We start from the raw sequence: 25,472 nt of genomic DNA on the forward strand, positions 1-25,472 counted from the left end.
AAACAAAACAAATGAAATTTAAACTTATTGCGATAATAATATTATTAAGTAACCTAAGCTTAGCACAAACGGAATTAAATTGTTTAAAAAAAATTAAGGAGAGTAAGTGGAATTATTCTATCTGTATTGATTCAACAATGGGAGTTGATTTTACCAATATGTCCGAAATTCTTATTAAACAATATGAAATTTCAGAGTCTAGAAAACTTACTCGTCAATTATCAATAAGAAAATCATATAATTATAATGATAAATCTTCAAAAGAATTATGGTCTTATGAATTTGGGAATACAAAATTTAAAGACTCCAGATTGATTTCCTCGACGGATAGTATCTTTAAAATAAATGATAATAATTTTTACTCAAAGAAGGAAATTTACAAAGATCAGGAAGATAAAATTTGGACCATGTCATATGCAATCGGTCTTTATAAAAGTCAATATTATGCCTTTCATACAATGGGGATAAATGAGGGAAATGATTCTTATGAGTTTTTGTTAAAAGTAATCAACCGAAGTAGTTTCTTTGGTAAACCCGTCCTTAAAGATGATAGAAAAATAAAGAATGACTTCCTAAATAATTTGATTCAAGGAATAAATGACAAGAAAGCCTTAAATCGAATTCTTTTAAATACTGATACTTTTATGTCAGCAGCTCCTGAGGGAGAGAAACAAATGCTCATAAAAGAACGTTCAAAAATTCAATTAATGATTGATAGATGGAATGAATCCGCAAATTCATTTGTGGAAGAAATGAAAGATTTTAAAACTGTTTCTGTAAAAAATTCAAATTTTCAACAAGATAATTCACAACCAAATGTAACAAGCTATTTTGGTAAGGTTATATTCAATTGCGATGAACAAGAAATAAGTTATAAAATATTGTCTATGGAGATAAATGGAAAAATGTACTTAGCACGAATGATGAAAAATTAATTCTATACATAACACTATATAAAAATACATTAAAAACGCATTTTACATTAAACGGTATTTAATCTAAAAATTTTTGATTTTAAAAAAAACTGCAAAAATGAACTCACCAAACCATTAGATTGGTTAGAACGAAAAGAGATTACTCATAAAATGCTATAAAATATATAACAGTCATCAAAAACTCTATAGGTTTTACTAACTTAGAGGTGTCAGTGAACCTACTTTTAAATTATTAAAATGACCAGAGATATTATCGATATCAATGATTTCACTATTTTGGTGGAAACCGCTTTTTCTAAAGAAGTTGTCAAAGACTCCTGTAGATTCGACGAACCTGTGATTGCAGTAGCATTCTATGGATCTGGCAATGTTGATTTAGAAATGTCTGCTCCTACGGGCTCTCATCATTTTAATTATACCAAAGGTCTGGCACTTTCCTTTTTCGCAGATGAACAGGTAGATTGTATTCATACAGTTTCTAAAGACAATCCTCTAGAATGTATTGTGATAGCAACAGCTACTCGAAATTTAAAAAACCTACCTAATCAGGAAGGAGAACTATTTTCTGAACTGCTAAAGAACCTTGTAAACCCAAAAGACCATTATGTAGAAGGTCCTAGTTTTTATATGACTCCAGAAATGCATCAAATTATCGATAGTCTTTTTAATATAAAATATGAAGGAAAAACTAAAATGATGTTTTTCAGAAGTCAGATAACCACATTATTATCACATTTTTTTGGTCAACTAGCTGCTAATCATGCACAGCATCTAAAATCAATTGATAAAAACAGACTACAAAAAGCAAAAGATATTCTTTCTAGTAATCTCAATAACCCTCCTTCCCTTTCTGAGCTTTCTAAGGAATTGGGATTAAATACTACCAAACTTAAAAAAGAGTTTAAAGAAGTTTTTGGACTTCCCGTATTTAAATACTTACAAAATCAAAGATTAACTACTGCTCATAGCATGATCAGCAAAAAGAAAGCTACCGTACAAGAAGCTGCTTGGCATGTGGGGTATGATAGCTTAAGCTCTTTTTCCAATGCTTTCGCTAAGAAATTTGGGTATAGACCTAGTCAAATTAAATAAACGTCTTTTCGAACAAATCATACTTCTTTTGGAATAAATAATCCCAGAAGTTCTACTCTAATTTTGTCTTGTAATCAAAAAAATATAAGACATGAAAATTTTTAGATTAGTAACTATCGGTATTGGAATTTGGATTTTAGCAGTATGTGCTTTCACATTCTCATATGAATTCCAAATCCTACATAACCCTGAACAGCAAGCCAATATGGTTTTATCTTTATCAATACTTCCATTAGTCTGGTTAGGATCTTCTATATATTATAAAAACGGCGTTACAACTAATGGGTATATCGTAGGAGTAGTATTCTTTTTGATCGCAGCATTTTTAGACACGCTCATCACTGTTCCGCTCTTTATTATGCCAAATGGAGGTAATTACTACACGTTTTTTACAGACTTCAGCTTTTGGATTATTGCGATAGAGCTTGTGGGTGTAGCCATGCTATTCTACTACCTAAAGGTTTATCCTAAAGTAAAAACAATCAAAGCCTAACGATTATGGATATCAATTTCGAAACAACAACCATGATCATTAGTATTGTGTTAACAGGATTAACGGCAGGACTATGTTTTACATGGACCAATGCCATAACTCCAGGAATAGGTCAGTTAGACGATTTATCATTTTTATTGTCTTTTCAACAAATGAATAGAGCGATCATTAATCCAATATTTCTGATCATATTTTTCGGACCGTTTATAAGCAATAGCTATGTAGCCTTTTTGAAATATCAACACCAAAATGCTTCGTTTTGGATCTTTTTAGCAGCTAGTCTAACCTTTACTATTGGAGTGGTTTTTATAACCATACTCAAAAATGTTCCTTTAAACGAAGTCCTAGATAAAACAAATTTGGCAGATGCTTCTTTGGAAGAACTTAAGATGCTCCGCAAAAGATTTGAAAACCCTTGGAAGCAGTGGCATTTTATACGAACGATAAGCTCCACAATATCCTTTGTTTTGTTACTAGTTGGGTCATTGTATTATCATCAATCTTAAATATCAAACATAATTAAATACATAAATTTTATACATCATGAAAAAAAACATTTTAGTCCTTGGAGGAACCGGTAAAACAGGAAAGAGAATTGTTAAATTACTAAAAGATCAGGATCACAATGTAAGAGTTGGATCTAGACAAGAAAATCCATCATTCGACTGGCATCGCCCAGAAGGATGGTCTGCAGCCATCGAAGGGATGGATACCATCTACATTACCTATCAACCAGATTTAGCAGTTCCTGGTGCCTTACAAGCAATTGAAAAATTGGTGGAAATTTCTAAAAACCAGCATGTAAAAAAGTTAGTCTTACTTTCTGGTAAAGGTGAAAAAGAAGCTCAATTATGTGAGCAAGTTGTCATACATTCTGGTATTGATTATACTATTGTTAGAGCTAATTGGTTTAATCAAAATTTTAGTGAGAACTTTTTAGTTGAAGGGATATTGGCAGGTCATGTAGCTTTACCATTTTCTGAAATGAAAATTCCATTTGTAGATGCAAATGATATTGCTGAGGTAGCGGTAAAAGCATTGACCGAAGATCAACATCACGGAAAAATATATGAACTTACTGGATCTGAAGCTATTACTTTTCAGGAAGCTGTTCAGATCATCTCGGATATTACAGGAAAAGAGATTCAATTTACTCCTCTTAGCATAGAGACTTATGTATCCGCATTACAACAAGAAGAACTCCCTGCAGATTTCATTTGGCTAATTGAGTACTTATTTACCGAGGTTCTAGGGAACCCTGATAATTCTGAAATATCACATGACATCGAAAAAGTACTAGGTAGAAAACCTATTACTTTTCGAGAATATGTAGAAAAAACAAATGCGTTAGGAATTTGGAACTCAGTTATAGAGCCATCTATTTAATTTAATACGAAAGGGACTGTCTAAATGTATATAGCCAGTCCCTTTCGTATTATATTAACTTTAAGTAAAATTAGATTAGCGATTATATGGTCGCTCATTTATCCAATTAAAACCTCTATTGACCAACAAAAATTTATCCACTCCCATTTTTGTGGTCTGTCCATAAATGGTATCATTTTTATGGATAAAATTAAAATCTAAAGTATTTTTTGTTTTCGTATAATAAAAATTAAAAGATTCTGTATCGCCAGAAGAAGGAATGAATTTAATCCTTCCATTCGTTGAGGAATCCATTTCGATCGAAAAATTCTCTCTCTTCTTACTCATTTTCTCTATTTGAACGCTTCCTTCTCTTTCTATTCTAATATTTTTCCAACGTTTATCACTTCTATAATCAGTTAGTGTATCTCCATTCACTACAAAATTTGTCACTTCATACACTCCATGTAACTGTGGTTTTGGCTTATTTAAACCATATGATTCTTTACGATCCGTGGTATTATAAAATCCATAACCAAGCGCATAAACTATGATTAAACTTTTTACAATATTAAGACCGATACGAATCCCTTTTTCAAATTTTGGTTGTGCAATAACAGTTAGTTTTTCTACCTGCCTATTAGTTACCAAAAACTCCATCACTTTTCTTAAATCTCTAGATAACAGGAATAATGTCATGATTACTAAGTGCGTAGACAATATTTTTACAGGAACATCATAGAAGTAATTCACGGCCATCACATTCATCGTTGTCATTAATGTAATAATAGCTCCAAAAGTAGTAGTACGTCTAAAAAGTAATAACCCAGCAAGAACTTCTGCTATTCCCATAAATAAGTTATAGCCTTTAGAAAAACCTAAAAATGTCCAGGCTAATCCCATTGGAGATGATTCTCCATATGGTTGTAATAACCTATAAAAACTTGGAGCTGAAAATTGCAACTGAATAACTTTTATTAATCCATAATTAATTAACATAAGTCCCACATAGTAACGCAGTGCCGTCGTTAACCAATAAAACAAAATTTTATAATTAGAACGCTTTCTGTCTAAAGCAGACCAAATTCCTGTACCTATTACGGCTGCAATAAAAATAACGAATACCACTAAATAATCGTAGCTTGTATCACCGCTGCCGTTAGGACCTGTACTTAGCTTAAACGGAATCCCCAGTATACTCTCTGCAAACCAAAGTACAAACTTTTCCATGAGATCACTTGGAAACTTAGCCACAAAACTGAAGAACGGGTAAGCACCATTATTTTGGAAAAAAATAATTAACAGGAAATAGATAAATGAAAATCTGAAACCAATACGAGACCATATAGACCATTTTTCATTATCTGTAGAAGATGCATATGTAAACAAAGGGAAGACGAAAAGTAGCATTAGAACAATGGGTATGATTATGCCAATGCTCGGAAAAAAACTTTCTATACTTCCTGTACTTTTCGAGATACCCTTTCCTTCAATAGCTAAGGAATACTTTCCATCTACGCTATCTGTACTGGATGTAAAAGTGAATTCTCTTACCATCGTTATTTCTCCTCTTCCAATACCAGGGGTCCATTCGGGAATTGTACGATCGGTTGTTTTAGTTTCAAATCCAGCATTTTTAATATCTACAGATTGAAATTCTCCTTGATCATCTTCAATATATAGTTCGAATTTATCAAAGAAAAATGTTCCATTATTGTAAAATAACCCTCCAAAAACAAGTTTTTCAGATTTATTATCTAGAATACCTTGAAGAGTATATGAATTCCATGAGTTTGATTTTATGGGGCTATTACTCATATTATCAAAAAAACCTCTTCCTTGTTTTGGTTTATTATCTACTCTAGCCCAAACCCCTGCTCTAGCTTTATCATCATCTGTTTCTACTTTAACATAGGCAACTACTTTAAATTTCCGTACGGAATCTGTAGCAACTTCTATAGATTGACTGAATGAAGACCAATTTCTTGAAATTTTCTTTATTTCCTGACTATTAGCAAATAAACAAATAAAAAGTAGTACGAATAATGTAATGAGTTTTTTCATATTTTTTGATTGATGTGATGAATTTAGAAATCAACTATAGTAACTAAAGTTTTAACAAAACGTTGCACTTTTTTATGATTTCGTTTTCAATAAATATACAATTCAAAAAAATTATCATCATACATATTAGATCATCAAACAAAAACTCGACTAGGAATGTAATAGACCATAGTCGAGTTTTTGTTTGTGAGTTTTTTATTTATTTCTGAGGAATAAGTACTGATACTTTTCCGTTAAGAATATCTCCGTTTCTTAATTTGGTGTCACAAAAAATTAAAGTTATTCTTTGTCCATCATTCGTTACAAATATTTCGGTCTCTGGAGTAGAATCTCCATTCTCCATTAACACTTGATTCGTAGACTTAACAAGGTCTCTCTGAATATGAGTACCTTCAAATTCGTAATCTACTCCAAAGTATTGACCAGTTTTAGGATACCCCTTTTCTATTTCATTAAAATTAATATCAAAGATATCAGGCCATATCCCAAATCTAAATCCAACATTTCCTTCTCCACAGCAATTAGGATCCGTAACCGTCACATACGCATCTCTCCATACACCATCAATACTATAATAGTTATCCTGTGTATAAGAGCAAGGGACTTCAGAAGTAGTAAATGAGCTCCAATCATCGTCTTCTGTTGGTCCATTTTTGGTAAATGCAGTGTAATAATAAGTAGTATTAGGTTCTAAAGATGTTATCGTGTAATTAAATTTATAGAAACCAGTATAATACTCTACTTCTCCTTCTAGTTCAATTACTCGATCATTACTTGAATCTTGAGGATCTCCAGTTCTAAATATGAATCCTACTTTGTAAGTGTCTGATTCCCTAAAAAACACATTTTCGTGATTAATAAAACCATTTAGAGTTACTGAATTTTCAGAAATATAAGTGGTATATGATTTTACGTTAGGCGCATCATAAATAGCATCTAAATCTTCATCATCAAAACCTAAAATATCACTCTCACTACAAGAAAACAGTATACAAGTTAAACTTAAAAGAAGTACTAATTTTTTCATTGATTGTTCGTTTTTTAATTGAACGCAAAAATGCAGTAATTAAACTGTATTTACAACTTTAAAAAAGAACTTTCGAGTCAAGAATCAAATCAAAATACAAGTTTTCAAATAAGGGAGTATTCAGATTTTAAAAAAGTATTGAATATAATTATGAATCAAGAAAAAAACACCTCTCTTCATATTACAAAATGGAGAAGTCGTACTCATGTCTATCTAATCTAAAAACCTTTCATAAAGCACTGTAAATTAAGTATCTTTAGAAATAAAAAAGTTCATCCTCACACCTTGGAATATATTTTCAAGATTAATCAACTATCATCTTATGAAAAAGGTTTTTCTTCTAACTCTGTTTGTACTTATAAACTATCAACTTAATGCTCAAAAATTCCTTAGTGCAAAAGATTCGGATCCTAAAACATTAAAATGGATGCAAGGATACCCTCCAACCAAAGAAAAAATTATCTCTGCATCTAACGGTAGTTTTTTTACATTTCCTGCATTGCGATATAGTGTATGTCATATGAGAGAGTTTCTGCCTACTACCGAGGTAAAATCTGCTTCTTCTAATCGATATCAATTTACTACAAAAATAGACCCTGCTATAGATGAAATTGAATTTATTCCATTAGATCGTAATGAAAAAATGAGTTGGAAGACATCTCTAGATAAGAATTATACCGATGGAATTATCATATTGCACAAAGGAGTTATTGTTTATGAAAGGTATTTTGGTGAATTAACGAAAGATGGTGTACATGCAGCTATGTCTGTTAGTAAAACTTTTACAGGAACATTGGGTGCTATATTAGTCACCGAAGGTATATTAGATCAAGAAGCGAAAGCTGTTCAATATATTCCAGAACTTCAAAATTCTGCATTTGGAGATGCTACCATACGGCAAATATTAGACATGACTACAAACTTGAAATATAGCGAAGATTATTCGGATCCTAATGCTGAAATCTGGTCCTTTTCGGCTGCAGGTAACCCTTTGCCTAAACCAAAATCTTATAACGGTCCTAACAACTATTATGAATATCTTCAAACTGTTCAAAAAAATGGAACGCATGGAGACGAGTTTGGTTACAAAACAATCAATACCGATGCTCTGGGCTGGATTATTTCTCGAGTAACTAATAAAAGTATTCCTCACCTACTATCGGAAAAAATATGGAAACCACTAGGTACTCATGTCGATGGATATTTTCAGATCGATGGTGCCGGAATTGCTTTTGCTGGTGGTGGATTTAGCGCAAATCTTAGAGACATGGCCATGTTTGGAGAAATGATACGTAACAAAGGGTATTTCAACAATACCCAAATAATACCTTCTAAAACTGTTGAAAATATTATGAAGGGAGGAAATCAAGAAGCTTTCAGAAAATCTGCTTACAAAACATTAACCAATTGGAGTTATCGAGATATGTGGTGGATTACTCATAATGAGCATAACGCTTTTGCAGCAAGAGGCGTTCATGGACAAACAATCTATATTGATCCAAAAGCAGAAATGGTATTAGTTAGATTCTCATCTCATCCTGAAGCCAAAAATGCAAAAATAGACCCTACTTCTCTACCCGCTTATCATGCTGTAGCTAAATATTTGTTAGAAAAATGAAAAACTCATTAGGTAGATATAAACATATTTCTAATTTAGTCTGTAGCTTTATTCTATTTGTAACAATATCGACCACGTCACAAGAAAAATCTGATCTCCTATTCTATAGTAAAAATGGCATTACGATTGAAGGTCAGTTACAAGCTGGCGCAAATGCAGTAGGAGAAACCAATTTATTTTGGAATTTAGCAGATGTCCCTGAATTAGACTTTGATTCAGATACAGAATGGTTAGAACTTTATGCAAAACCAGGATTAACTTTTTATCATAATTTTAAATCCAATTCCCGTATCTATGCCAAAATATCGGGTGTTGGATCTTACACTTGGGGTGTAGACGCTTTTGATGCAAAAAATACTGGGCGGATAACCTTAGAAGATGCTTATATAGGGTATCGTTTCAGAATAAAAGACAGTGTTTTAGTAGAGCTATCTATAGGATCTCAACCGCTCAAATTAGGCACAGGAATGTTAATCTCTAACGGAGCTTCTAGTGGGTTTGAGCGTGGTGCACTGAAATTTGGACCTAGGAAAGCCTGGCAAAAAACTATATTAGGAAAAGTAAGTAAAAATAAATTCAATAGTACATTCTTTTATTTAGCACCAAATGAGTTGCCTTCTAATGATACTGATAATGAATTAGCTGGTTTAGACGTCAATTATTTTATTTCCAAAGAAAGATATCTAGGATTATCATACATACGAGTTATAAATTCTAATGCTCCTTATCCTCAGGCTGCACCAAATGGAGAAGGCCCTCCAACTATTACTATAGGAGATAGGAAAAATCTAAATGCTCTAAATCTATATTCTAAAATAAATCTCTTTGGTAAAAGTTCACATAAGGTATCCTTAGGAATGGATGTTGCGTATCAATTCAATCCTACGATAGATCTTTCTTCATTAGGAGGTCGATTGCAATTGGCCTATCTATTTCCAAAGGTATCCTGGAAACCAACATTAATGTATTCTTATCAATTCTTTTCTGGAGATAATCCAGACACCGATAATCAAGAACGATTTGATCCACTATACTTTGAAGGTTCTCCAAGTTCATGGTCCACAGGATCCAAATCCTCAATGGTATTTATTAATTCTAATGTACAGTCACAAGGCTTAACGTTTCAGGTAAGACCTTCGTCTAATGATATTATTACGCTGAGATATGCTCATATTGCTGCTCAACAATTACGAAGTCCTATACAATTTGGACAAGCTGCGCGAGTGGAGTTTTCTAATGAAATTCCTACCGTGATTGCTGGAGTAACCAATTCTCATTTAGCAGATGATGTATTTATAGAGTATAATAAAATTATTGGCAAACATTTATTCTTTAATGCAGGATTTAGTATTTCTTTTCCTGGTAAAGGAATTCGAAATATAACGAATTCAACGTCTAATTGGACAGGAGGATTTCTTAATTTTGTAGTAAACTATTAATTCGATTAAGTGAATTTTTTTAGAAAAATATTTAAAAAGCGAACTAAAAAAATCATTCCTACGCTTCTGTTTTCTGGAATTGGAGCGTCTAAAATTAATGAGAAAGATATTTGGGTTTACAATTATCCTTTCGAACCTTCCTTTGTATATCCCGAAAAAAGAATTAGCGCTAAGGATATTGTCTCTATCTGTATTGCTTTTGGTACTGCAAGAGTTATTCTAAAAGAAGATATCATTTTTATTGCTGCAGAAAAGAAAGAGGATTTAAAAACATTTGCACATAAAAATAATATCCCTTTATCAGCATATAGTTGGAACTGGGATTGGATTCTAGAACCTTATCTAGATACCGAACTAACCGAAGAGTATCAACAACAAGTACAAGTTTTACTTTTAGAAAATGGTTTTAGTATCAATGAAGTACAAATGATCAGAAAAGAAGTCGGAAAACAGATGTATCGGTATAACTTCAGTACCATGTTATGGGAATGGTGTAGCCTATCATTGCCAGATGTTCTATCTGCTATGAACGCTTTATATACTAAAGAAAAGTTTAGAGAATTTTATAAAAAAGCTCTTGAAATAGAAAAGAGAAATAAAACATTATGATTATTTCTCTTTTAATGATATAAATTCTGAATCTTCTGAGTCCCGATTTACATTAATTTTCATTGCATATACCTGTAAAATAGACTCATTCTCTACTCTTACCCAAAATATCTCGAATGATCTTTAGATGATGCTTGGTATGGATTTTTAAAAAATATTTCGCCTGACCTTTATTTAATTGACCAAAAACAGGATGCATAAAATTCGCATTTTCATCTAATTCTTCGAATTTAGAAATGTGTATTCTTGCCTCTTCGAGTTGTGATAAAATGTTCTCTGTCTTAATATCACTTGGAGGCAAAACCGATGCCGGAGATTTTCCTTTTCCTCTAGGTATAAACCTAAATAAAAAAGAAATACTGCGCCATACATTAAAACGCTTCTCATATACCGTGGGATCCGAATTTTGAAGAATTGTATGAATCTTATTTATTACTTTAAGGATATGATCCAAATGCCAAGCCACAGTGACATTAGAAACCTGACTATTACATCGATCTCTAAACTGAATCAAATAAGCAATATCTTGTAACTGGTTTTCCATATAACCCATTTAACGTCCAAACTGCTAACTCGTCATATCCCCAAAAACCAAGTTACAGATATCCCCAAACGTAAATAATGGTTATCTCATTGTGTTTCATATCAATTATTTATGTTAAAATTCAAATCTATATCCAAAATCAGGGAAAAATCCTATCTGATTTACCTCATCTACATTATTGGTTAATCGATTATATCGTCTGGCAAACAAATTCTCATTGGCAGTTACATTCTGAAGATCTACATAAAACTGATGTGAAGTTTTCTTTTTCTTACTGTTTATTTTGTAGCCAAACTTTACATCCCAACGAAAATATCCATCATTCTGTTCGCTAAATGCCAGATCTTCTTGTAGCACTTCAAAACCTGCAGCTTGAGAAGCAGTTAAATCAACAGGTGTAAAATAACGCCCGCCAGAAAAAGTTACTCTTGTATCAAAAAACAATACATCTTTTTTTGTTTTACCCATAGCAAATTCTTTTCCTGCCAGTAAATTCAATACACATCCATTATTGAATGGCGTATTACGTTCGATACCATCACTTCCTTTATATTTACTTTCAAATAAGGACGTAGTTAATAAACCGTAATATCCATTCTTAAAAAATCGTTCTACGGTCAGTTCAATTCCTTGGTTAAATCCTATTCCTTCATTTACCAGAGAAACTCTATCATTATCAAATCCAAAATCTGCTCCTTCGGTTAATGAAGAATAACTAGACGAAAATGGCTCTACTGCAGCATTATCAATATCCTGATAATACACTTCTAATTTAGCACGCCAACTGCTTCCTAATTTCACATCATATCCTAGTACATAGTGATTACTTCTCACAAAATCCAAATCTTTATTAGACTGCACTATGGTTCCGTTTATTTCTTCGTTTAAGAATAATAGCGGTAATGATACGGGTTGATGATGTAATCCATAACCAAAACTCAAACGATGGTTTTGTGATACTTTATAATTAAGTCCTGCTCTTGGTTCTAAGACAAACTGCTCATTAAGAGAACTATACTGTCCATGCAATCCGGTATTTAATGTAAGCTTTTCGGTAAGTCGAAACTGTCCTTGGATAAAAGGTTGAAATATGGTTAGGTTTTCATCGATATCACGAAATGTAAATATATCAGGATCACCATCATTATTAAGATCTGGTTGCTCTGTTCTATCCCTAAGTAAGGATGTTACTCCTATATTCTCTACCAAAACTCCTGTTCGTATCGTGCTTCTACTACTAAGCTTTGAATTAAACAATGTAGAAAATGTAAATCTATTTTCGGTATTATCCGCTTCTGTAAAAAGAATTGTTCTTTCTTGTGGAGTATTTTTATCAATAAAACGATCAGCTACGAAATCATTTCCTGTAAAAGATCCGGAAAGAATTGTTTTTAGGTACGATTTATCAGTAATATTAATTTGATGTTTTACTCCTAAAACTCCGAAACCAGATTCTACAAAGGTATTTTCATCTTCTGCTGCAAACAAATCATCTTCATCAATGTCATCACCCAAAAAGTCAATATTAGAAAAACCTATGATTCCAAATAGAGAGAAATTACCCAACTTACTTTTTCCAAAATCAAGATTAAAAGACACATCACTATAATTAGGTGCTGCAGAGGTTCCTCCTGCTCCTACTCCTAATAATCCTACTAAGGAATATCTTCCTGCTACTAAAAACGAACCGTTATTTTTACCTAAAGGTCCTTCTGCCATTGCCTCGATTCCAGTAAAAATTCCAACTTGAGCGGTGTATTCATAATCATCTTTATTTCCTTTTCTAAAACCAAGATCAAATACACCTCCAATAGCATTTCCATATTCGGAAGGAAAAGCAGAGGTAATAAAATCAGAATTCTTTAGCATATTTGGGTTTAATGCTGAAACGGGTCCACCCGTAGTACCTAAAGTACTGTAGTGATTAGGACTAGGAATTGGCACTCCTTCTAATCTCCAAAGCAATCCTGTAGGCGAGTTACCTCTAATAACTACATCATTTCTACTATCATCAGGAGCCGATACACCTGCAAAATTGGCTGCTAGTCTACCTACATCACTCCTACCACCAGAAAAACGCGTTACCTCTTCCAAACTAAATTGCCGAGCAGATACCGAAGTAAGCTTATTGATTGCTCTGGATTTATTAGTATCTGAGGTAATAATCACCTCATCTAACCGATCAAAAGCCTCTGTAAGCGAAACATTCACCACAGCATCTTTTCCAGAAGTTACTACTATATTTGGTAAGGTTATCGATTCAAAACCAATATAACTTACTCTAATTATTTGTCTACCTAATGGTACATTTTCAAGGGTAAAATATCCATCCAAATCTGTAATCACGCCATTGATTTCATCTGTATTTAACAATTCTACGGTAGCACCTACTAAGGGAGTTTCTGATTGTTTATCAATGACCAATCCTTTTATAGTGCCAGTTTGCGCATTCATAAAGGAAATACATAGTAATGTACATAATAGCATTATTTTTTTCATCTCTTTTATTTTTAGTCAGACAGAGTTTCTCATTAATCATCTTTATAGGTACTTGTAAAATGATTATTGTTTATTTCTTATCTTTTTGATTTTACTCAAATCTGCTAACTACTTCAGGATGAACAAAATTAAATTAGTAGAGTCGTCGTTTTTACTTTTGAAGTGCATGAAACCTTCTTTGAAGTTGTTTTAAGGGCATGATCTTAGTCCATTTGCAGATAAAATGACTTTTACTACAATTCAGATCGTTTTTTGACAATTCGCTGAAAACGAATCTTCAATTTGATCCATTCTTACGTATCTTTAACTGTACTATTACATGCAATATGTTCAAAAAGACTACTTTAAAAAAATTAGGAATACGATTTATCATCATTAATGTGGTATACTTTTTAATAAAGCTTACCATAGTACATGATGAGAAAGATTCCATTTTTGATGCACCTGGTGTATTTTATTATAGTAGTGCTTTTTTCTTATTTATGCTTGCTTGGGAAAGCAATGATTGGTTGGTAAGAAGACAACAATCCAAAAATGGTGGTGGTCTTGATATAAAACAAGGCATACAGATATTACTAATTAATCTAGCAATATGTCTTCCGGTTTCTGCATTGATATATTATTTGGCCATTTTTCAATTTGATCAGATCTGTCAAATAGATGCTGCTGATCCCTGGCTACGATTTAGAATTGATTTCTTCAGAGCTGCGATTCTCGGATTTGCCCTCATTATTTTCAATTTGTTTTATCATTCTTTACAACAGAAAAAAGAAATGGAGAATAAGATGAATGATATGCAAAAGGAAATAATGACCTCTAAATATAAATCTTTGAAAAATCAGATCAGTCCTCATTTTTTATTTAATAGTCTAAACACCTTAACATCTTTAATGTATGAAGACAGAGATCTCGCTTCTGATTTTGTTTCCAGATTAGCAACCTGTTACCGATATATTTTAGACAATCGAGAGGAAGATCTGGTAAGTTTAGAAAAGGAACTTAATTTTTTAGACTCTTTCATCTTCATGATGAATGTAAGACACGAAGGCGCTCTTAGCATTACTACGCATATATCAGTAAATCCCAAAGATTTTGTTATTCCGACTCTTTCTCTTCAAATGCTGGTAGAAAATGCTTTAAAACATAATTATTATTCTAAAGAAAAACCTCTTGAGATCACTATCATTTCTGTTGAAAACACCAGTTTAGTAGTACAAAACAATTTGCATGTTAGAAAAAGAAAAGAAGAATCCACTAAGTTAGGATTAAAAAATATTGAAAAGAGATATTCTTTTTATACAAACGAAAACATAAAAATAGAAACGGAGAATGGATATTTTAAAGTAACCATTCCTTTACTACCAAAAAACATGAAAGATGTTTCTATTGTAAAAGTATCCTAAGATGAAAGCAGTAATTGTAGAAGATGAAAACTTTGCCTCTAAAAGATTAGCTTCTTTAATAGAAGAATTGGCTCCTGAAATTAACATCATAGGGCAAATCACCTCTGTAGAAAATGGGAGGCAATGGTTCGAAGATAACCCAAAACCTGATTTGATATTTTTGGACATTCAGTTAAATGATGGATATGGTTTTGACATTTTAGATATGCTAGAAGATCATCCTCCTGTTATCTTCACAACTGCGTATAACGAATATGCTATAAGAGGTTTTAAGTATAATGGACTCGATTATTTGCTTAAACCTATTGACAGAAATGACCTAAACAACGCCTTAAATAAATATCGAAAATCTAAGTCTAACAACAATGGGATTTTTGATGAACAAAAACTAGCAAGCATCAAAAAACTATTCAATAAAGAATATAAAAAACGTTTTATGATCAAGGTTGGTAATCAGTTTAACACGTTTAGTGTGGATGATATTGCCTATTTTAAATCAAACGAAGGGTTAATTTTTCTACACTCTCACACGGGACAACAATACCCTATCGAGTATTCTATTGATCAACTAGAAGAAATTCTTGATCCTGTTCATTTTTTTAGAATCAACAGAAAATTTATGATCTCTGTAAAGTCCGTTATCGAAATCCATAGTTACTTCAATAGCAGATTATTACTAAAATTAAAACCTCAGGAAGACGAACAAATTATCGTTTCTAGAGAAAGAACCTCAAATTTTAAAAAGTGGTTAGATCTCTGATATCATTAAAAATTATCAAAACATGGACACCAAAAAAGTATTATTAACAGGAGTAACTGGTTTTTTAGGATCACACACTGCAATCCAACTATTAAATAAAGGCTATAAAGTAATTGGTACACTTAGGAATTTAGATCGAGTTTCAGAGATTAAAGAGGTTATAGCTCAAAACACCGAATATATTGATAATTTAGAATTCGCTGTAGCAGACTTATTAGATGAAGAAGTATGGTATGATCTCGTTAGCGAAGTTCAGGATATTATTCATATCGCTTCTCCTTTTCCTAGAGAACTACCCAAAAACGAGGATGATCTTATTATACCTGCAAAAAATGGAACATTACATATTTTAAAAGCAGCTTCAAAACATGGATTAAGAAGAGTTGTTCTTACCTCATCGTCTGGAGCTATTATCTATGGGAAAGATAAAAATAATAGAAAAAGTACATTCGATGAAAACAACTGGACAGATATTCATAACCGGTTAGATTCCACACCTTATTTTAGAAGCAAAACAATCGCAGAAAAAGCCGCTTGGGGTTTTATTAAACAAGATACTAGTGGATTAGAATTAACCACTGTATGTCCAGGCGCAATTTTGGGACCGATATTAGAGAAAGATTTTGGGACTTCTGCGAATATTGTGATTAAAGCTTTAGATGGCAGCTCTCCAGCGATTCCAAGAATTGGTTTTGATATGGTAGATGTTCGATCTGTAGCAGATTTACACATCAAAGCTTTGGAAGCTCCAGAAGCTGCAGGAGAACGATTTGTATGCTCAGCAGGATATATGACTTTTAAAGAAGTGGCTAATATTCTAAGAGAAAACTACCCAAACAAAAAGGTTCCTAAATTTACCTTACCAGATTTTGCTGTTCGTCTATTTTCTAATATCGATAAAACTATCAAACCTATTTTAATAGACTTGGGTACTGAACGAAAGGTGAGCAACAATAAAGCTATTAAACTGTTAGATTGGAAACCAATACCTGTAAAAGAAGCTATTTTGGCATGTGCAGAAAGCGCTATAAAACTCAGTTTAGCGTAATATGAAAAAAGGTATTAGAATTCTATTTGTACTATGCTGTATTCTCATTGGTCTATATCCTTTTTCTTATTTTATACTACATCGAGAGTTTGGTCTACTCAGTACTAAAGACCCAAAACTGCTTTTAGATCTCGCTTGGAATATTTCTTTTTATTTTCATATTATACTTGGCGGAATTGCTCTCTTAACGGGTTGGACACAGTTCAGTGAAAAAATTCGTGTAAGTAAAATCAAATTACATCGCTTTTGTGGAAGAGTCTATGTCATATCTGCATTGTTTAGTGGTTTAGCAGGAATCTATATCGGCTTTTTTGCAACAGGTGGTATAATAGCTTCGTTAGGTTTTATTAGTCTTGGAGTACTATGGATCCTATTCACTTTTATTGGGTTTAGCCATATTCGACAAGGGTTAATGGACACCCATAAAAAATATATGTATTATAGCTTTGCATGCTGTTTTGCTGCAGTTACTTTAAGAATATGGTTACCTCTACTTACGCTATCATTTGGTGATTTTATAGTTGCGTATAAAATTGTTGCCTGGTTATGTTGGGTTCCTAACTTAGTAATTTCTCACTTCCTAATACGTAATAATGATCTTAGAAATAGTACGATTCGCAAATCTATACACTTATGATCTTCAAATATTTATAGGATTTTTCCTTCATAATCTTACGGGAAAATCTCACAAAATTATACACATACAAGGCATACAACTTTATAATTAATTTAGTAATTTAGTGATTCACAAATTAAGATGAGTTGTTCATACTCATTTATCTCTCACTCAAACATTTATATAATTACATTTTAGGGCTTAGCATAATAAATTGCTGAATATAAATTAGTATTAATATAAAACGTCCCCTATGAAACTAATTTTACTATCCCTATTTACCAGTGTTTTTGCCATTGGTGAACCTAAAACCAAATTAGTTGCCAATGTAGAAGGAATATTTATTACTTCTACGGATCCTATTTCTGGAAGAACTTTAATGATAGAAGAAGATGAATATTCTGTTTGGGTATACTTACTAAACAAAGATAAACAAGGAATTGATTTTGATGGTTTTCTTTGTTCTGTAGTAGATCCTGAATCTATAACTATAAGTCCGCAAGAGGCTACCAAAAATGGAAATGCTCCGCCATTAACTACAAACTACGCCAATAAATATAGCTATATTAAAAATCTAAAATCAAAGGATATCAAAATCTATTGGAAGCAAAATAGAGTTGAAATCAAGTTGAAAAAAGAAATTTATCTTATCATGGATTTACAAGATAAGATAAGTTACTCGAAAGCATTATCCCAGGACTGTTACTACGGAAACAGCTTATAAATACCAAAAACGCCCTCAAATTTAGAGGGCGTTTTACGTAACATTAACTAACTAACTTAAGTCTCACAACTTATGAAATTTCTATAAAGCGCTTTGGCTGTACTTTTGCTTCTTCTTTTTTAGGAAGTTTTACCGATAATATGCCACTATCATAAGAAGCTATAATCTCTGTAACATTAACAGTATCCGGTAAATTAAATGATCTCTTAAATGTGCTGTAACTAAATTCTTTTCTAGTGTAAGAATCTTTTTCTTCTTTTACTTCGTTTTTCTTTTCAGAAGAAATCGTTAACACTTCGTTGTCTAATTCGATATTAAAATCTTCTTTTACTAATCCTGGCGCTGCTAACTCGATAACGAATTCGTTATCATTTTCCTGCACATTAACAGCTGGTGTATTGAATCCTATTTTGTGCTCGTTAACACTTCCTCCAAACCAATCAGTATTAAAAATATCATCGAAAATAAATGGTAATCTGTCTGTTCTTTTTATTAAACTCATTGTATTTTATTTTTTAAGTTATTCTAGATTTAAATTCGATATGTATATAGCAAAATGGATTCCATTACATTTTTTATGTCATTTTGTCATTTATACAATATACAAAACTGACTTTTTGTCAATTTTATATTGTTTTCTGTGACAAAACCGCATAAAAAAACCTTCAGATGATCACTGAAGGTTAGCTATAAGAAGTTTATTTTTCCTCTCTAGTTATAGAATCTCGAAAAAATAGCAATCAATTCATTCGGAGGAATTACTTTATTTGGATACTTGTGCATTTCTTTTAAAACAGTATCAATAGCTTCCGCTCTTAATCCCATATGCAATCCCATTTCTCTTATCTTATCTATTTCTGCAGGATTGGTTTCCTGATCAACATTCATTAGCAAGACCAATCTATGAAACTGAAGTATTCTCTGGGATTCTGGCTGCAAGTTCTTTTTCTCTGCATTGTTTCTTACCAAATACCCTATTTCCTCTTCGGTAACATCTAATTGCGAAGCTACAGCCAATATAAAATTATACTCCTCATCTTTAATTTCCTTATCTGCTTTTGCAAACTCAATCATTTCTGATAATAAACTCAATTTCTCCTCCTTGGTATACATATATTTTCCAAAATTTAAAGAGTACAAATATCTTATAAACATATTTGTTATGAAACATAGAAGGATATCTTTTTTGAAGTCAATTAAAAAAGTACCTTTGTCCCATGGGTTTAACAAACAATGATATTTTTAAGAAATTACGAGTAGCTCACAAACTACGTGATGATGAAATCGTAAAAATTTGTGCTTTGGTTGATTTTAAAGTTTCCAAAAGCGAACTGGGTGCTATTTTTAGAAATGAGAACCACCCAAAATATATGGAATGTGGAGATCAAATTCTACGTAATTTTCTCAATGGACTTATTATTCATTTACGAGGTCCTATGCCCGAAAAAAAACCAAAGCCGCCTTCTTCTCAATAATACAAAAGTAATAGCAACTTATGAAATAAATGCTTAATTTGTGTATCTCAATGCTATCAATAAACTCAAACATACACCAATCAAGTATCTATGCTAACAAAACAGGAAAAGCAAACATTCCGAGAAGAATTATTTAGACATTTAGACGGAATAACTATCGCTCCAGTAGCGTATTCTCTCTTAAAAAATGGTCTTACAGACTACATTCTTGATCATTCTAAATCATCAGTAGTAGAAATCTCAGAACATTTTAAAGGCAATTCGGGATATATTAATGTAGCCCTTAGAATGTTATCTTCACAAGGATGGTTAGACTATACTATCATAGATACTATTCCCTTTATTTCTGTAAACGAAAATACCAAAATAGCCTTTGAACATTTCAAATTATACGAAGGTGTTGTCGATCTTCTGGCATATTCAGGAAAGTTTCATCATCGAAAATTCGAATTAGAACCTTTCCGCAAACTCGAGAATCTATTTCAGGAATTTAAAAACTCCTTTAACATTCAACTTTCCGAAAATGAGACTACCAAAACTATACAAAAACAAATCCTAAAACACATCGAAGGAATTCTAGTTGGTCCTACTATTGTTCATTTAGGTATGGGAGGTATGTTTCATAAATACTTTATGGAAGCTTCCTTCAGTGCAGATGAGTACCATAAGTTTCCTAAAAGCTTTGATACGATCCTTACATTTTTAGCGAATTTAGGATGGTTTAGTAAAAATAATGACAATTACACTTTTACCAATAAAGGTTTATTTTTTGCTAAAAGAGCAACTGCCTATGGAGTAACGGTTTCTTATATTCCAATGTTTCGACAAATGGATCAACTGCTATTGGGAGATCCAACTATTTTATGGAATACCGAAAAAGATACCGATGAAACTCATGTAGATCGAGAAATGAATGTTTGGGGAAGCGGCGGTGCCCATTCTACCTATTTTAAAAAGATCGACGAAATTATTATCCGTTTATTTAATAAACCTCTAGATGAACAACCTAAAGGGATTCTAGATATGGGCTGTGGCAATGGCGCTTTTTTAATTCATCTTTTCGACATTATTGCTACCAAAACCTTAAGAGGGAAACATCTCGATGATCATCCTTTATTTTTAGTAGGTGCAGATTATAATAAAGCCGCGTTAAAAGCCACACGAGCAAACCTCATCCAGGCGGATATATGGGCCAAGGTAATCTGGGGTGATATTAGTGATCCTGATCTATTAGAAAAAGATCTAAACGAAAATTATAAAATTGCCCTCAAAGACTTACTTTCTGTAAGAACCTTTTTGGATCATAATCGAATTTGGAGCGAACCTCTAGCTCAGTTAGACAATCCAAGTCTATCAACTGGAGCATTTGCTTATAGAGGAAAATTATTATCTAATAACGATGTGGAAAGAAATCTAAAAGATCATTTCAAAAAATGGGAACCTCATATTGCGAAATTTGGACTTATTGTTATAGAACTTCATACAATTCCACCAGAAATAACCTCGAAAAACATAGGACGAACTGCCGCTACTGCTTATGATGCAACTCATGGCTTTTCTGATCAATATATTTTAGAAATAAGTTCTTTTCTAAAAATTATAAATGAAGTTGGTTTGCATAGTCATCAGGATTATTTTTCTAAATTTCCGGATTCAGACCTTGCTACTGTAAGTATTAATTATATTACTGGAAAATAAAAAATCCCGGGTGATGAATCCGGGATTTAACTTTATACTATTTACTATCTAAGAAGCAACTACTCTCACTGGCATTGTATAGAATTTAACACCCGTTGCAGGTTTAGCTTCTAACTTCTGATAGTTTAATCTGTTCTTAATAAAACCTTCTACAATATTGCTATCAGAATCTACAGATAACACTACAATTTCACCTTTGTTATTTAAGGTAAAGGTAACGCTAGCTTCGATTTCATCTTCCACCTTGAAAGATGGATTTTCTAACAATTCTTTAATTTCGCTTGTGAAATTAGTTTCTGATTTTGTTGGTTTTGTACTCGCGCTTGCAACACTACTGATTGCGAAAGCCACTGCTAACAGCATAACATTTAATTTTTTCATTCTATTCGTTTTTATTGATTTATGTTTATAAGACGACCAGAAATCAAAGATTGTTACACTACCAAAACATCTTTAACAGCAGATTAACAAACTAACGAATAACAGTTTGCGGAATTTTCAACCTAACAAAGACACATCCTTTACCGACCTTAAAGGGTCTGCACTAAAAACCTATGAAACTATTATTTTGCAGCAATTACATTATAAAATAATTGCAAACTTGATTATTTTAAATTTTGATTAACAAAAACCAATTGATAAAAACTTAATTTCATCAATCGTTAATCACAAATCACATAAATTATCATCAATCATCACTCATGAAAAAATTAAATTCAGCTTTTTACAAAGTATTCTTTGTAGCATTTTTATGCTCCTTTAAATCTTATTCTACAGATCCTAACGATACCAGAATGTTGCATACACCTGCAATAAGTCAATCCCATATTGCTTTTATATATGCAGAAGATCTTTGGATTGCCAAATCAGACGGTTCTCAACCACGAAGATTAACTATAGACAAAGGAATCGAATCCAATCCTGTCTTTTCACCTGACGGTAAGATTATTGCTTTTAATGCAGAATATGATGGTAATATCGATGTGTTTACCATTCCTATAGAAGGAGGAATTCCGAAAAGACTCACTTGGCATCCAACAAGGGATATGGTTTTAGGTTTTACTCCTGATGGTTCCTCGATATTATTCAATTCTCAAAGAGCTATTCATACAAATAGATATTCAAAACTTTATACTATTCCAGTTAACGGAGGTTTTCCTAATGAGCTAGAAATACCGAACGCTTGGCATGCCACGTATTCTCCAGATGGTCAGTATATGGCGTACACTCCGATAAGAGAACGTTTTCAGCAATGGAAAAACTACAGAGGAGGTACAACTGCTAACATTTGGTTGTTTTCGTTTAAAGACAAATCTATTGTTAAAATTCCTCAACCCAAGGGAGGAAGTAACGATGTACAACCTATGTGGGTAAATAACACCGTATTCTTCTTAAGTGATCGAAATGGCGAATTTAATTTATTTTCATACGATGTAGGTTCCAAAAACATAGAACAATTAACCAAATTTGATCAGTTTCCAATTATTAATGCAGATTTAGGGAATAACAAAATAATTGTTGAACAAGCTGGCTATCTACATACCTATGACATCAACACTAAAGCAGTTTCAAAATTAAGAATAGGAATCTCAACAGATCTTTTAGAATTACGAGAACGCTATGTAAATGGTTCCAGATATGTTCGTTCTGCAGAAATATCTCCTTCCGGAAAGCGAGCTGTTTTTGATTATAGAGGAGAAATCATAACAGTTCCTGAAAGTAAAGGTGATCCAAGAAATCTAACCCAAAGCCCTGGAAGTCATGAGAAATATCCTGCGTGGTCTCCAAATGGAAAACACATCGCCTATTTCTCGGATAGTTCGGGAGAATATGAATTACACATTAAATCACAAGATGGTAAAGGTGATTTAAAAAAGTTTACAATACCTGGCACTGGATTTTATGCTTTCACCAATTGGTCACCAGATAGCAAAAAAATAAGCTTTTCAGATAATGGTAGAAATTTATACATTTTAGATATTGATTCTAAAAAAGTTTCTAAAATTGCCAACGATGAATATTATGTTCCTGGTCCTTTTAGAAACCTATTTGGAGATTGGTCGAATGATTCTAATTGGATTTTGTATACAAAAATCATAGATTCTAATTTTGAGCAAGTATTTTTATATCATCTACAAGATTCTAAATCCTATCCTATAAGTGATGGATTAAGCAATGCCTCCAATCCAGTGTTTGATCCTAGTGGAGATTATATTTATTTCTTTGCTTCTACAGATGCTGGACCTGTTGTAAACTGGTTTGATCAGTCTAATCAGGATATGAATTCTACAAACTCCATTTATCTAACTACACTTAGAAAAGATATTATCTCTCCTTTTGCCAAAGAAAGTGACGAAGAAGAATCCAAAGAAGAAGAAAACTCATCAGAAAGTGAAGAGACGGAAAAATTATTAAACATTGATCTAGATGGTATTCAAAATCGAATCATTGATCTTCCAATACGAGCTGGTAATTATTATGGATTAGATTCTGGTGAAGCTCACAAAATATTATATGTTTCTTGGAACCCATTAGATCGTTCCGCACCTTCTTCCCTTCATCAATATGATCTAAAAGAACGTAAGGATGCTAAAGTTATGGATCTGGACGATTATGTTATTTCTGCAAACGGTAAAAAAATGCTTTATCGAAAAAGAGATACTTGGGGAATCACAGACACAGGAAAAAAACCAAAAGCTGGAGAAGGTATTTTAAAAGTTGATGGTATAGAGGTGAAAATGAATCCAACGAAGGAATGGAAAAATATATTTGAAGAAGCCTGGAGGATAAATAGAGATTATTTTTATGATCCGGGAATGCATGGTTCTGATTGGAAAGGTATGAAGAAAAAGTACGAACAATTTTTACCACATTTATCATGTAGAAATGATCTTAATAGAGTCATACAATGGATGTGTAGTGAACTATCTGTAGGACATCATAGACTCCAAGGAGGTGGAGAAAGGTTAAACAACCCAAAAAGAATTCCTGGTGGTCTTTTGGGAGCAGATTATGAAATAAAAAATAACAGATATCGGTTCAAGAAAATTTATGGTGGTTTAAATTGGAATCCTAATTTAAGATCTCCACTAACAGAACCTGGTGTATTAGTTAATGAAGGCGATTATTTATTAGCGGTAAACGGAAAAAATGTAGAAAGTACTATAAATCTATTTAGCGTCTTTGAAAATACAGCCAACAAAATCACTGAAATTACAGTTGGCCCTAATGCTAGCTATAAAGACGCTAGAGTAGTAAAAGTAACTCCTATAGAAAATGAATATAGATTACGAAATCGCGATTGGGTGGAAGGTAATCTCAAAAAAGTTCATGAGGCCACCAATGGACAAGTAGCTTATGTTTATGTTCCTAATACGGCAGGAGCTGGCCATGAATACTTTAAGAGATATTTCTTTCCGCAGGCAAATAAAAAAGCTATTATCATTGACGAACGTTTTAATGGTGGTGGACAAATAGCAGATTACTATATAAATCTATTACTAAACCCTTACCAATCCCATTGGAATTTTAGATATGGTAAGGATCTAAAAACTCCTAGTGCTTCTATTCAAGGACCTAAGGTAATGATCATCGATGAAACTGCTGGATCTGGTGGAGATATGTTACCATGGATGTTCAGAAAATTTAAAGTTGGACAAATGGTTGGTAAGCGAACTTGGGGAGGTTTAGTTGGTGTTTTAGGATTTCCAGAATTCATCGACGGCGCCAGTGTCACCGCTCCAAATGTTGCTATCTGGACAGAAGATGGGTTTATTGTAGAAAATGTAGGAGTAGCTCCAGATATCGAAGTGGATCAATTACCTTCTGAAGTAATCAAAGGAAAAGATCCTCAATTGGAAAAAGCAATAGAAGTGGTTTTAAAAGAGTTGAAAAGCAATCCTCCAAAACAATACAAAAGACCTCCTTATCCAAAAAGAGCTAGCAATTAAAACTGATAAATCTCAAAAACTAGAGATATCACAATAATTTAATAACGTGAGTTTAAAACGATTCTATATGTTTTAAACTCACTTTTTTATAAAATTTACTTTAGAAAAAAATG

General features: G+C 32.5%; 23 protein-coding genes. 16 read left to right on the plus strand and 7 right to left on the minus strand.

Going from position 1 to position 25,472, the window contains the following annotated elements:
* Positions 1–11: 11 nt before the first annotated feature.
* The 5 genes from Q1B37_RS15405 (at position 12) to Q1B37_RS15425 (ending at position 3,906) form a co-directional block, all read left to right on the plus strand.
* Entirely contained in the window at positions 12–935 is a 924-nt protein-coding gene (locus Q1B37_RS15405; RefSeq protein WP_299899855.1) for a hypothetical protein, read from the plus strand.
* Positions 936–1,172: 237 nt separating this feature from the next.
* The gene (locus Q1B37_RS15410) at positions 1,173–2,027 is read left to right on the plus strand and encodes an AraC family transcriptional regulator (RefSeq protein WP_299899857.1); all 855 of its coding nucleotides are present in this window, start codon (positions 1,173–1,175) and stop codon (positions 2,025–2,027) included.
* Positions 2,028–2,118: 91 nt separating this feature from the next.
* Complete coding sequence (locus Q1B37_RS15415) at positions 2,119–2,520, plus strand: DUF5367 family protein (RefSeq protein ID WP_299609470.1); 402 nt, start codon at positions 2,119–2,121, stop codon at positions 2,518–2,520.
* 5 nt (positions 2,521–2,525) lie between these two features.
* Positions 2,526–3,026, plus strand: coding sequence for a DUF1772 domain-containing protein (locus Q1B37_RS15420; RefSeq protein WP_299899858.1), 501 nt, complete (start codon positions 2,526–2,528; stop codon positions 3,024–3,026).
* A gap of 37 nt (positions 3,027–3,063) precedes the next feature.
* On the plus strand, positions 3,064–3,906 hold the full coding sequence (locus Q1B37_RS15425) for an NAD(P)H-binding protein (protein WP_299899860.1): 843 nt from the start codon (positions 3,064–3,066) through the stop codon (positions 3,904–3,906).
* A 75-nt stretch (positions 3,907–3,981) separates the two neighbouring features.
* Here the strand turns inward: Q1B37_RS15425 and Q1B37_RS15430 are convergent, their stop codons facing one another.
* Both Q1B37_RS15430 and Q1B37_RS15435 read right to left on the minus strand, forming a co-directional pair.
* Positions 3,982–5,949, minus strand: coding sequence for a hypothetical protein (locus tag Q1B37_RS15430; protein WP_299899861.1), 1,968 nt, complete (start codon positions 5,947–5,949; stop codon positions 3,982–3,984).
* A gap of 199 nt (positions 5,950–6,148) precedes the next feature.
* The gene (locus Q1B37_RS15435) at positions 6,149–6,976 is read right to left on the minus strand and encodes a fibronectin type III domain-containing protein (RefSeq protein WP_299899863.1); all 828 of its coding nucleotides are present in this window, start codon (positions 6,974–6,976) and stop codon (positions 6,149–6,151) included.
* 322 nt (positions 6,977–7,298) lie between these two features.
* Here Q1B37_RS15435 and Q1B37_RS15440 point away from each other — a divergent pair, with 322 nt between their 5' ends.
* The 3 genes from Q1B37_RS15440 to Q1B37_RS15450 are packed head-to-tail and all read left to right on the plus strand — an operon-like array spanning position 7,299 to position 10,642.
* Positions 7,299–8,594, plus strand: a complete 1,296-nt coding sequence (locus Q1B37_RS15440; RefSeq protein ID WP_299899864.1) for a serine hydrolase — start codon at positions 7,299–7,301, stop codon at positions 8,592–8,594.
* The gene (locus tag Q1B37_RS15445) at positions 8,591–10,033 is read left to right on the plus strand and encodes a hypothetical protein (protein WP_299899866.1); all 1,443 of its coding nucleotides are present in this window, start codon (positions 8,591–8,593) and stop codon (positions 10,031–10,033) included. Before Q1B37_RS15440 ends, Q1B37_RS15445 begins: the two co-directional genes overlap by 4 nt.
* 9 nt (positions 10,034–10,042) lie before the next feature.
* Positions 10,043–10,642, plus strand: coding sequence for a hypothetical protein (locus Q1B37_RS15450; protein ID WP_299899868.1), 600 nt, complete (start codon positions 10,043–10,045; stop codon positions 10,640–10,642).
* A gap of 85 nt (positions 10,643–10,727) precedes the next feature.
* Here Q1B37_RS15450 and Q1B37_RS15455 read toward each other — a convergent pair whose 3' ends face one another.
* Entirely contained in the window at positions 10,728–11,186 is a 459-nt protein-coding gene (locus Q1B37_RS15455) for a DUF1569 domain-containing protein (protein ID WP_299609450.1), read from the minus strand.
* A 114-nt stretch (positions 11,187–11,300) separates the two neighbouring features.
* Complete coding sequence (locus Q1B37_RS15460; protein ID WP_299899870.1) at positions 11,301–13,685, minus strand: TonB-dependent receptor; 2,385 nt, start codon at positions 13,683–13,685, stop codon at positions 11,301–11,303.
* 326 nt (positions 13,686–14,011) lie between these two features.
* Here Q1B37_RS15460 and Q1B37_RS15465 point away from each other — a divergent pair, with 326 nt between their 5' ends.
* From Q1B37_RS15465 to Q1B37_RS15485, 5 genes are all read left to right on the plus strand, one after another.
* On the plus strand, positions 14,012–15,088 hold the full coding sequence (locus Q1B37_RS15465) for a histidine kinase (RefSeq protein WP_299609445.1): 1,077 nt from the start codon (positions 14,012–14,014) through the stop codon (positions 15,086–15,088).
* A gap of 1 nt (position 15,089) precedes the next feature.
* The gene (locus Q1B37_RS15470; RefSeq protein WP_299899872.1) at positions 15,090–15,848 is read left to right on the plus strand and encodes a LytTR family DNA-binding domain-containing protein; all 759 of its coding nucleotides are present in this window, start codon (positions 15,090–15,092) and stop codon (positions 15,846–15,848) included.
* 22 nt (positions 15,849–15,870) lie between these two features.
* Positions 15,871–16,896 (plus strand): aldehyde reductase, encoded by a 1,026-nt coding sequence (locus tag Q1B37_RS15475; RefSeq protein WP_299899874.1) that lies wholly within the window; start codon positions 15,871–15,873, stop codon positions 16,894–16,896.
* A 1-nt stretch (position 16,897) separates the two neighbouring features.
* Complete coding sequence (locus Q1B37_RS15480; protein WP_299899876.1) at positions 16,898–17,533, plus strand: DUF2306 domain-containing protein; 636 nt, start codon at positions 16,898–16,900, stop codon at positions 17,531–17,533.
* A gap of 232 nt (positions 17,534–17,765) precedes the next feature.
* Positions 17,766–18,236 carry a hypothetical protein gene (locus Q1B37_RS15485; RefSeq protein ID WP_299609437.1) on the plus strand — a complete coding sequence of 157 codons (471 nt, stop codon included), beginning with the start codon at positions 17,766–17,768 and terminating at the stop codon, positions 18,234–18,236.
* 70 nt (positions 18,237–18,306) lie between these two features.
* Here Q1B37_RS15485 and Q1B37_RS15490 read toward each other — a convergent pair whose 3' ends face one another.
* Positions 18,307–18,738 carry an Hsp20/alpha crystallin family protein gene (locus Q1B37_RS15490; protein WP_299609434.1) on the minus strand — a complete coding sequence of 144 codons (432 nt, stop codon included), beginning with the start codon at positions 18,736–18,738 and terminating at the stop codon, positions 18,307–18,309.
* Between the two features lie 209 nt (positions 18,739–18,947).
* Positions 18,948–19,349: a TerB family tellurite resistance protein gene (locus tag Q1B37_RS15495; protein WP_299899878.1), complete on the minus strand. Its 402-nt coding sequence runs from the start codon at positions 19,347–19,349 to the stop codon at positions 18,948–18,950.
* 104 nt (positions 19,350–19,453) lie between these two features.
* Between Q1B37_RS15495 and Q1B37_RS15500 the strand changes: the two genes are divergently transcribed.
* Both Q1B37_RS15500 and Q1B37_RS15505 read left to right on the plus strand, forming a co-directional pair.
* On the plus strand, positions 19,454–19,711 hold the full coding sequence (locus tag Q1B37_RS15500) for a DUF1456 family protein (RefSeq protein ID WP_299899880.1): 258 nt from the start codon (positions 19,454–19,456) through the stop codon (positions 19,709–19,711).
* A gap of 90 nt (positions 19,712–19,801) precedes the next feature.
* Positions 19,802–21,409 carry a class I SAM-dependent methyltransferase gene (locus tag Q1B37_RS15505; RefSeq protein WP_299899882.1) on the plus strand — a complete coding sequence of 536 codons (1,608 nt, stop codon included), beginning with the start codon at positions 19,802–19,804 and terminating at the stop codon, positions 21,407–21,409.
* Positions 21,410–21,457: 48 nt separating this feature from the next.
* Here Q1B37_RS15505 and Q1B37_RS15510 read toward each other — a convergent pair whose 3' ends face one another.
* A complete protein-coding gene (locus Q1B37_RS15510) occupies positions 21,458–21,790 on the minus strand; it encodes a hypothetical protein (protein ID WP_299899884.1) in 333 nt (110 codons plus the stop codon).
* Between the two features lie 320 nt (positions 21,791–22,110).
* On the opposite strand from Q1B37_RS15510, the gene Q1B37_RS15515 reads away from it, so the two are divergent.
* On the plus strand, positions 22,111–25,359 hold the full coding sequence (locus Q1B37_RS15515) for a S41 family peptidase (protein WP_299899887.1): 3,249 nt from the start codon (positions 22,111–22,113) through the stop codon (positions 25,357–25,359).
* Positions 25,360–25,472 lie beyond the last annotated feature (113 nt).

It is taken from the genome of uncultured Aquimarina sp. (assembly GCF_947492965.1).
Taxonomy (GTDB): Bacteria; Bacteroidota; Bacteroidia; order Flavobacteriales; family Flavobacteriaceae; genus Aquimarina.

Coding starts and splice junctions, on each gene's coding strand:
- Q1B37_RS15405 (WP_299899855.1), top strand. CDS start 12: ATGAAATTTAAACTTATTGCGATAATAATATTATTAAGTAACCTAAGC.
- Q1B37_RS15410 (WP_299899857.1), top strand. CDS start 1,173: ATGACCAGAGATATTATCGATATCAATGATTTCACTATTTTGGTGGAA.
- Q1B37_RS15415 (WP_299609470.1), top strand. CDS start 2,119: ATGAAAATTTTTAGATTAGTAACTATCGGTATTGGAATTTGGATTTTA.
- Q1B37_RS15420 (WP_299899858.1), top strand. CDS start 2,526: ATGGATATCAATTTCGAAACAACAACCATGATCATTAGTATTGTGTTA.
- Q1B37_RS15425 (WP_299899860.1), top strand. CDS start 3,064: ATGAAAAAAAACATTTTAGTCCTTGGAGGAACCGGTAAAACAGGAAAG.
- Q1B37_RS15430 (WP_299899861.1), bottom strand. CDS start 5,949: ATGAAAAAACTCATTACATTATTCGTACTACTTTTTATTTGTTTATTT.
- Q1B37_RS15435 (WP_299899863.1), bottom strand. CDS start 6,976: ATGAAAAAATTAGTACTTCTTTTAAGTTTAACTTGTATACTGTTTTCT.
- Q1B37_RS15440 (WP_299899864.1), top strand. CDS start 7,299: ATGAAAAAGGTTTTTCTTCTAACTCTGTTTGTACTTATAAACTATCAA.
- Q1B37_RS15445 (WP_299899866.1), top strand. CDS start 8,591: ATGAAAAACTCATTAGGTAGATATAAACATATTTCTAATTTAGTCTGT.
- Q1B37_RS15455 (WP_299609450.1), bottom strand. CDS start 11,186: ATGGAAAACCAGTTACAAGATATTGCTTATTTGATTCAGTTTAGAGAT.
- Q1B37_RS15460 (WP_299899870.1), bottom strand. CDS start 13,685: ATGAAAAAAATAATGCTATTATGTACATTACTATGTATTTCCTTTATG.
- Q1B37_RS15465 (WP_299609445.1), top strand. CDS start 14,012: ATGTTCAAAAAGACTACTTTAAAAAAATTAGGAATACGATTTATCATC.
- Q1B37_RS15470 (WP_299899872.1), top strand. CDS start 15,090: ATGAAAGCAGTAATTGTAGAAGATGAAAACTTTGCCTCTAAAAGATTA.
- Q1B37_RS15475 (WP_299899874.1), top strand. CDS start 15,871: ATGGACACCAAAAAAGTATTATTAACAGGAGTAACTGGTTTTTTAGGA.
- Q1B37_RS15480 (WP_299899876.1), top strand. CDS start 16,898: ATGAAAAAAGGTATTAGAATTCTATTTGTACTATGCTGTATTCTCATT.
- Q1B37_RS15485 (WP_299609437.1), top strand. CDS start 17,766: ATGAAACTAATTTTACTATCCCTATTTACCAGTGTTTTTGCCATTGGT.
- Q1B37_RS15490 (WP_299609434.1), bottom strand. CDS start 18,738: ATGAGTTTAATAAAAAGAACAGACAGATTACCATTTATTTTCGATGAT.
- Q1B37_RS15495 (WP_299899878.1), bottom strand. CDS start 19,349: ATGTATACCAAGGAGGAGAAATTGAGTTTATTATCAGAAATGATTGAG.
- Q1B37_RS15500 (WP_299899880.1), top strand. CDS start 19,454: ATGGGTTTAACAAACAATGATATTTTTAAGAAATTACGAGTAGCTCAC.
- Q1B37_RS15505 (WP_299899882.1), top strand. CDS start 19,802: ATGCTAACAAAACAGGAAAAGCAAACATTCCGAGAAGAATTATTTAGA.
- Q1B37_RS15510 (WP_299899884.1), bottom strand. CDS start 21,790: ATGAAAAAATTAAATGTTATGCTGTTAGCAGTGGCTTTCGCAATCAGT.
- Q1B37_RS15515 (WP_299899887.1), top strand. CDS start 22,111: ATGAAAAAATTAAATTCAGCTTTTTACAAAGTATTCTTTGTAGCATTT.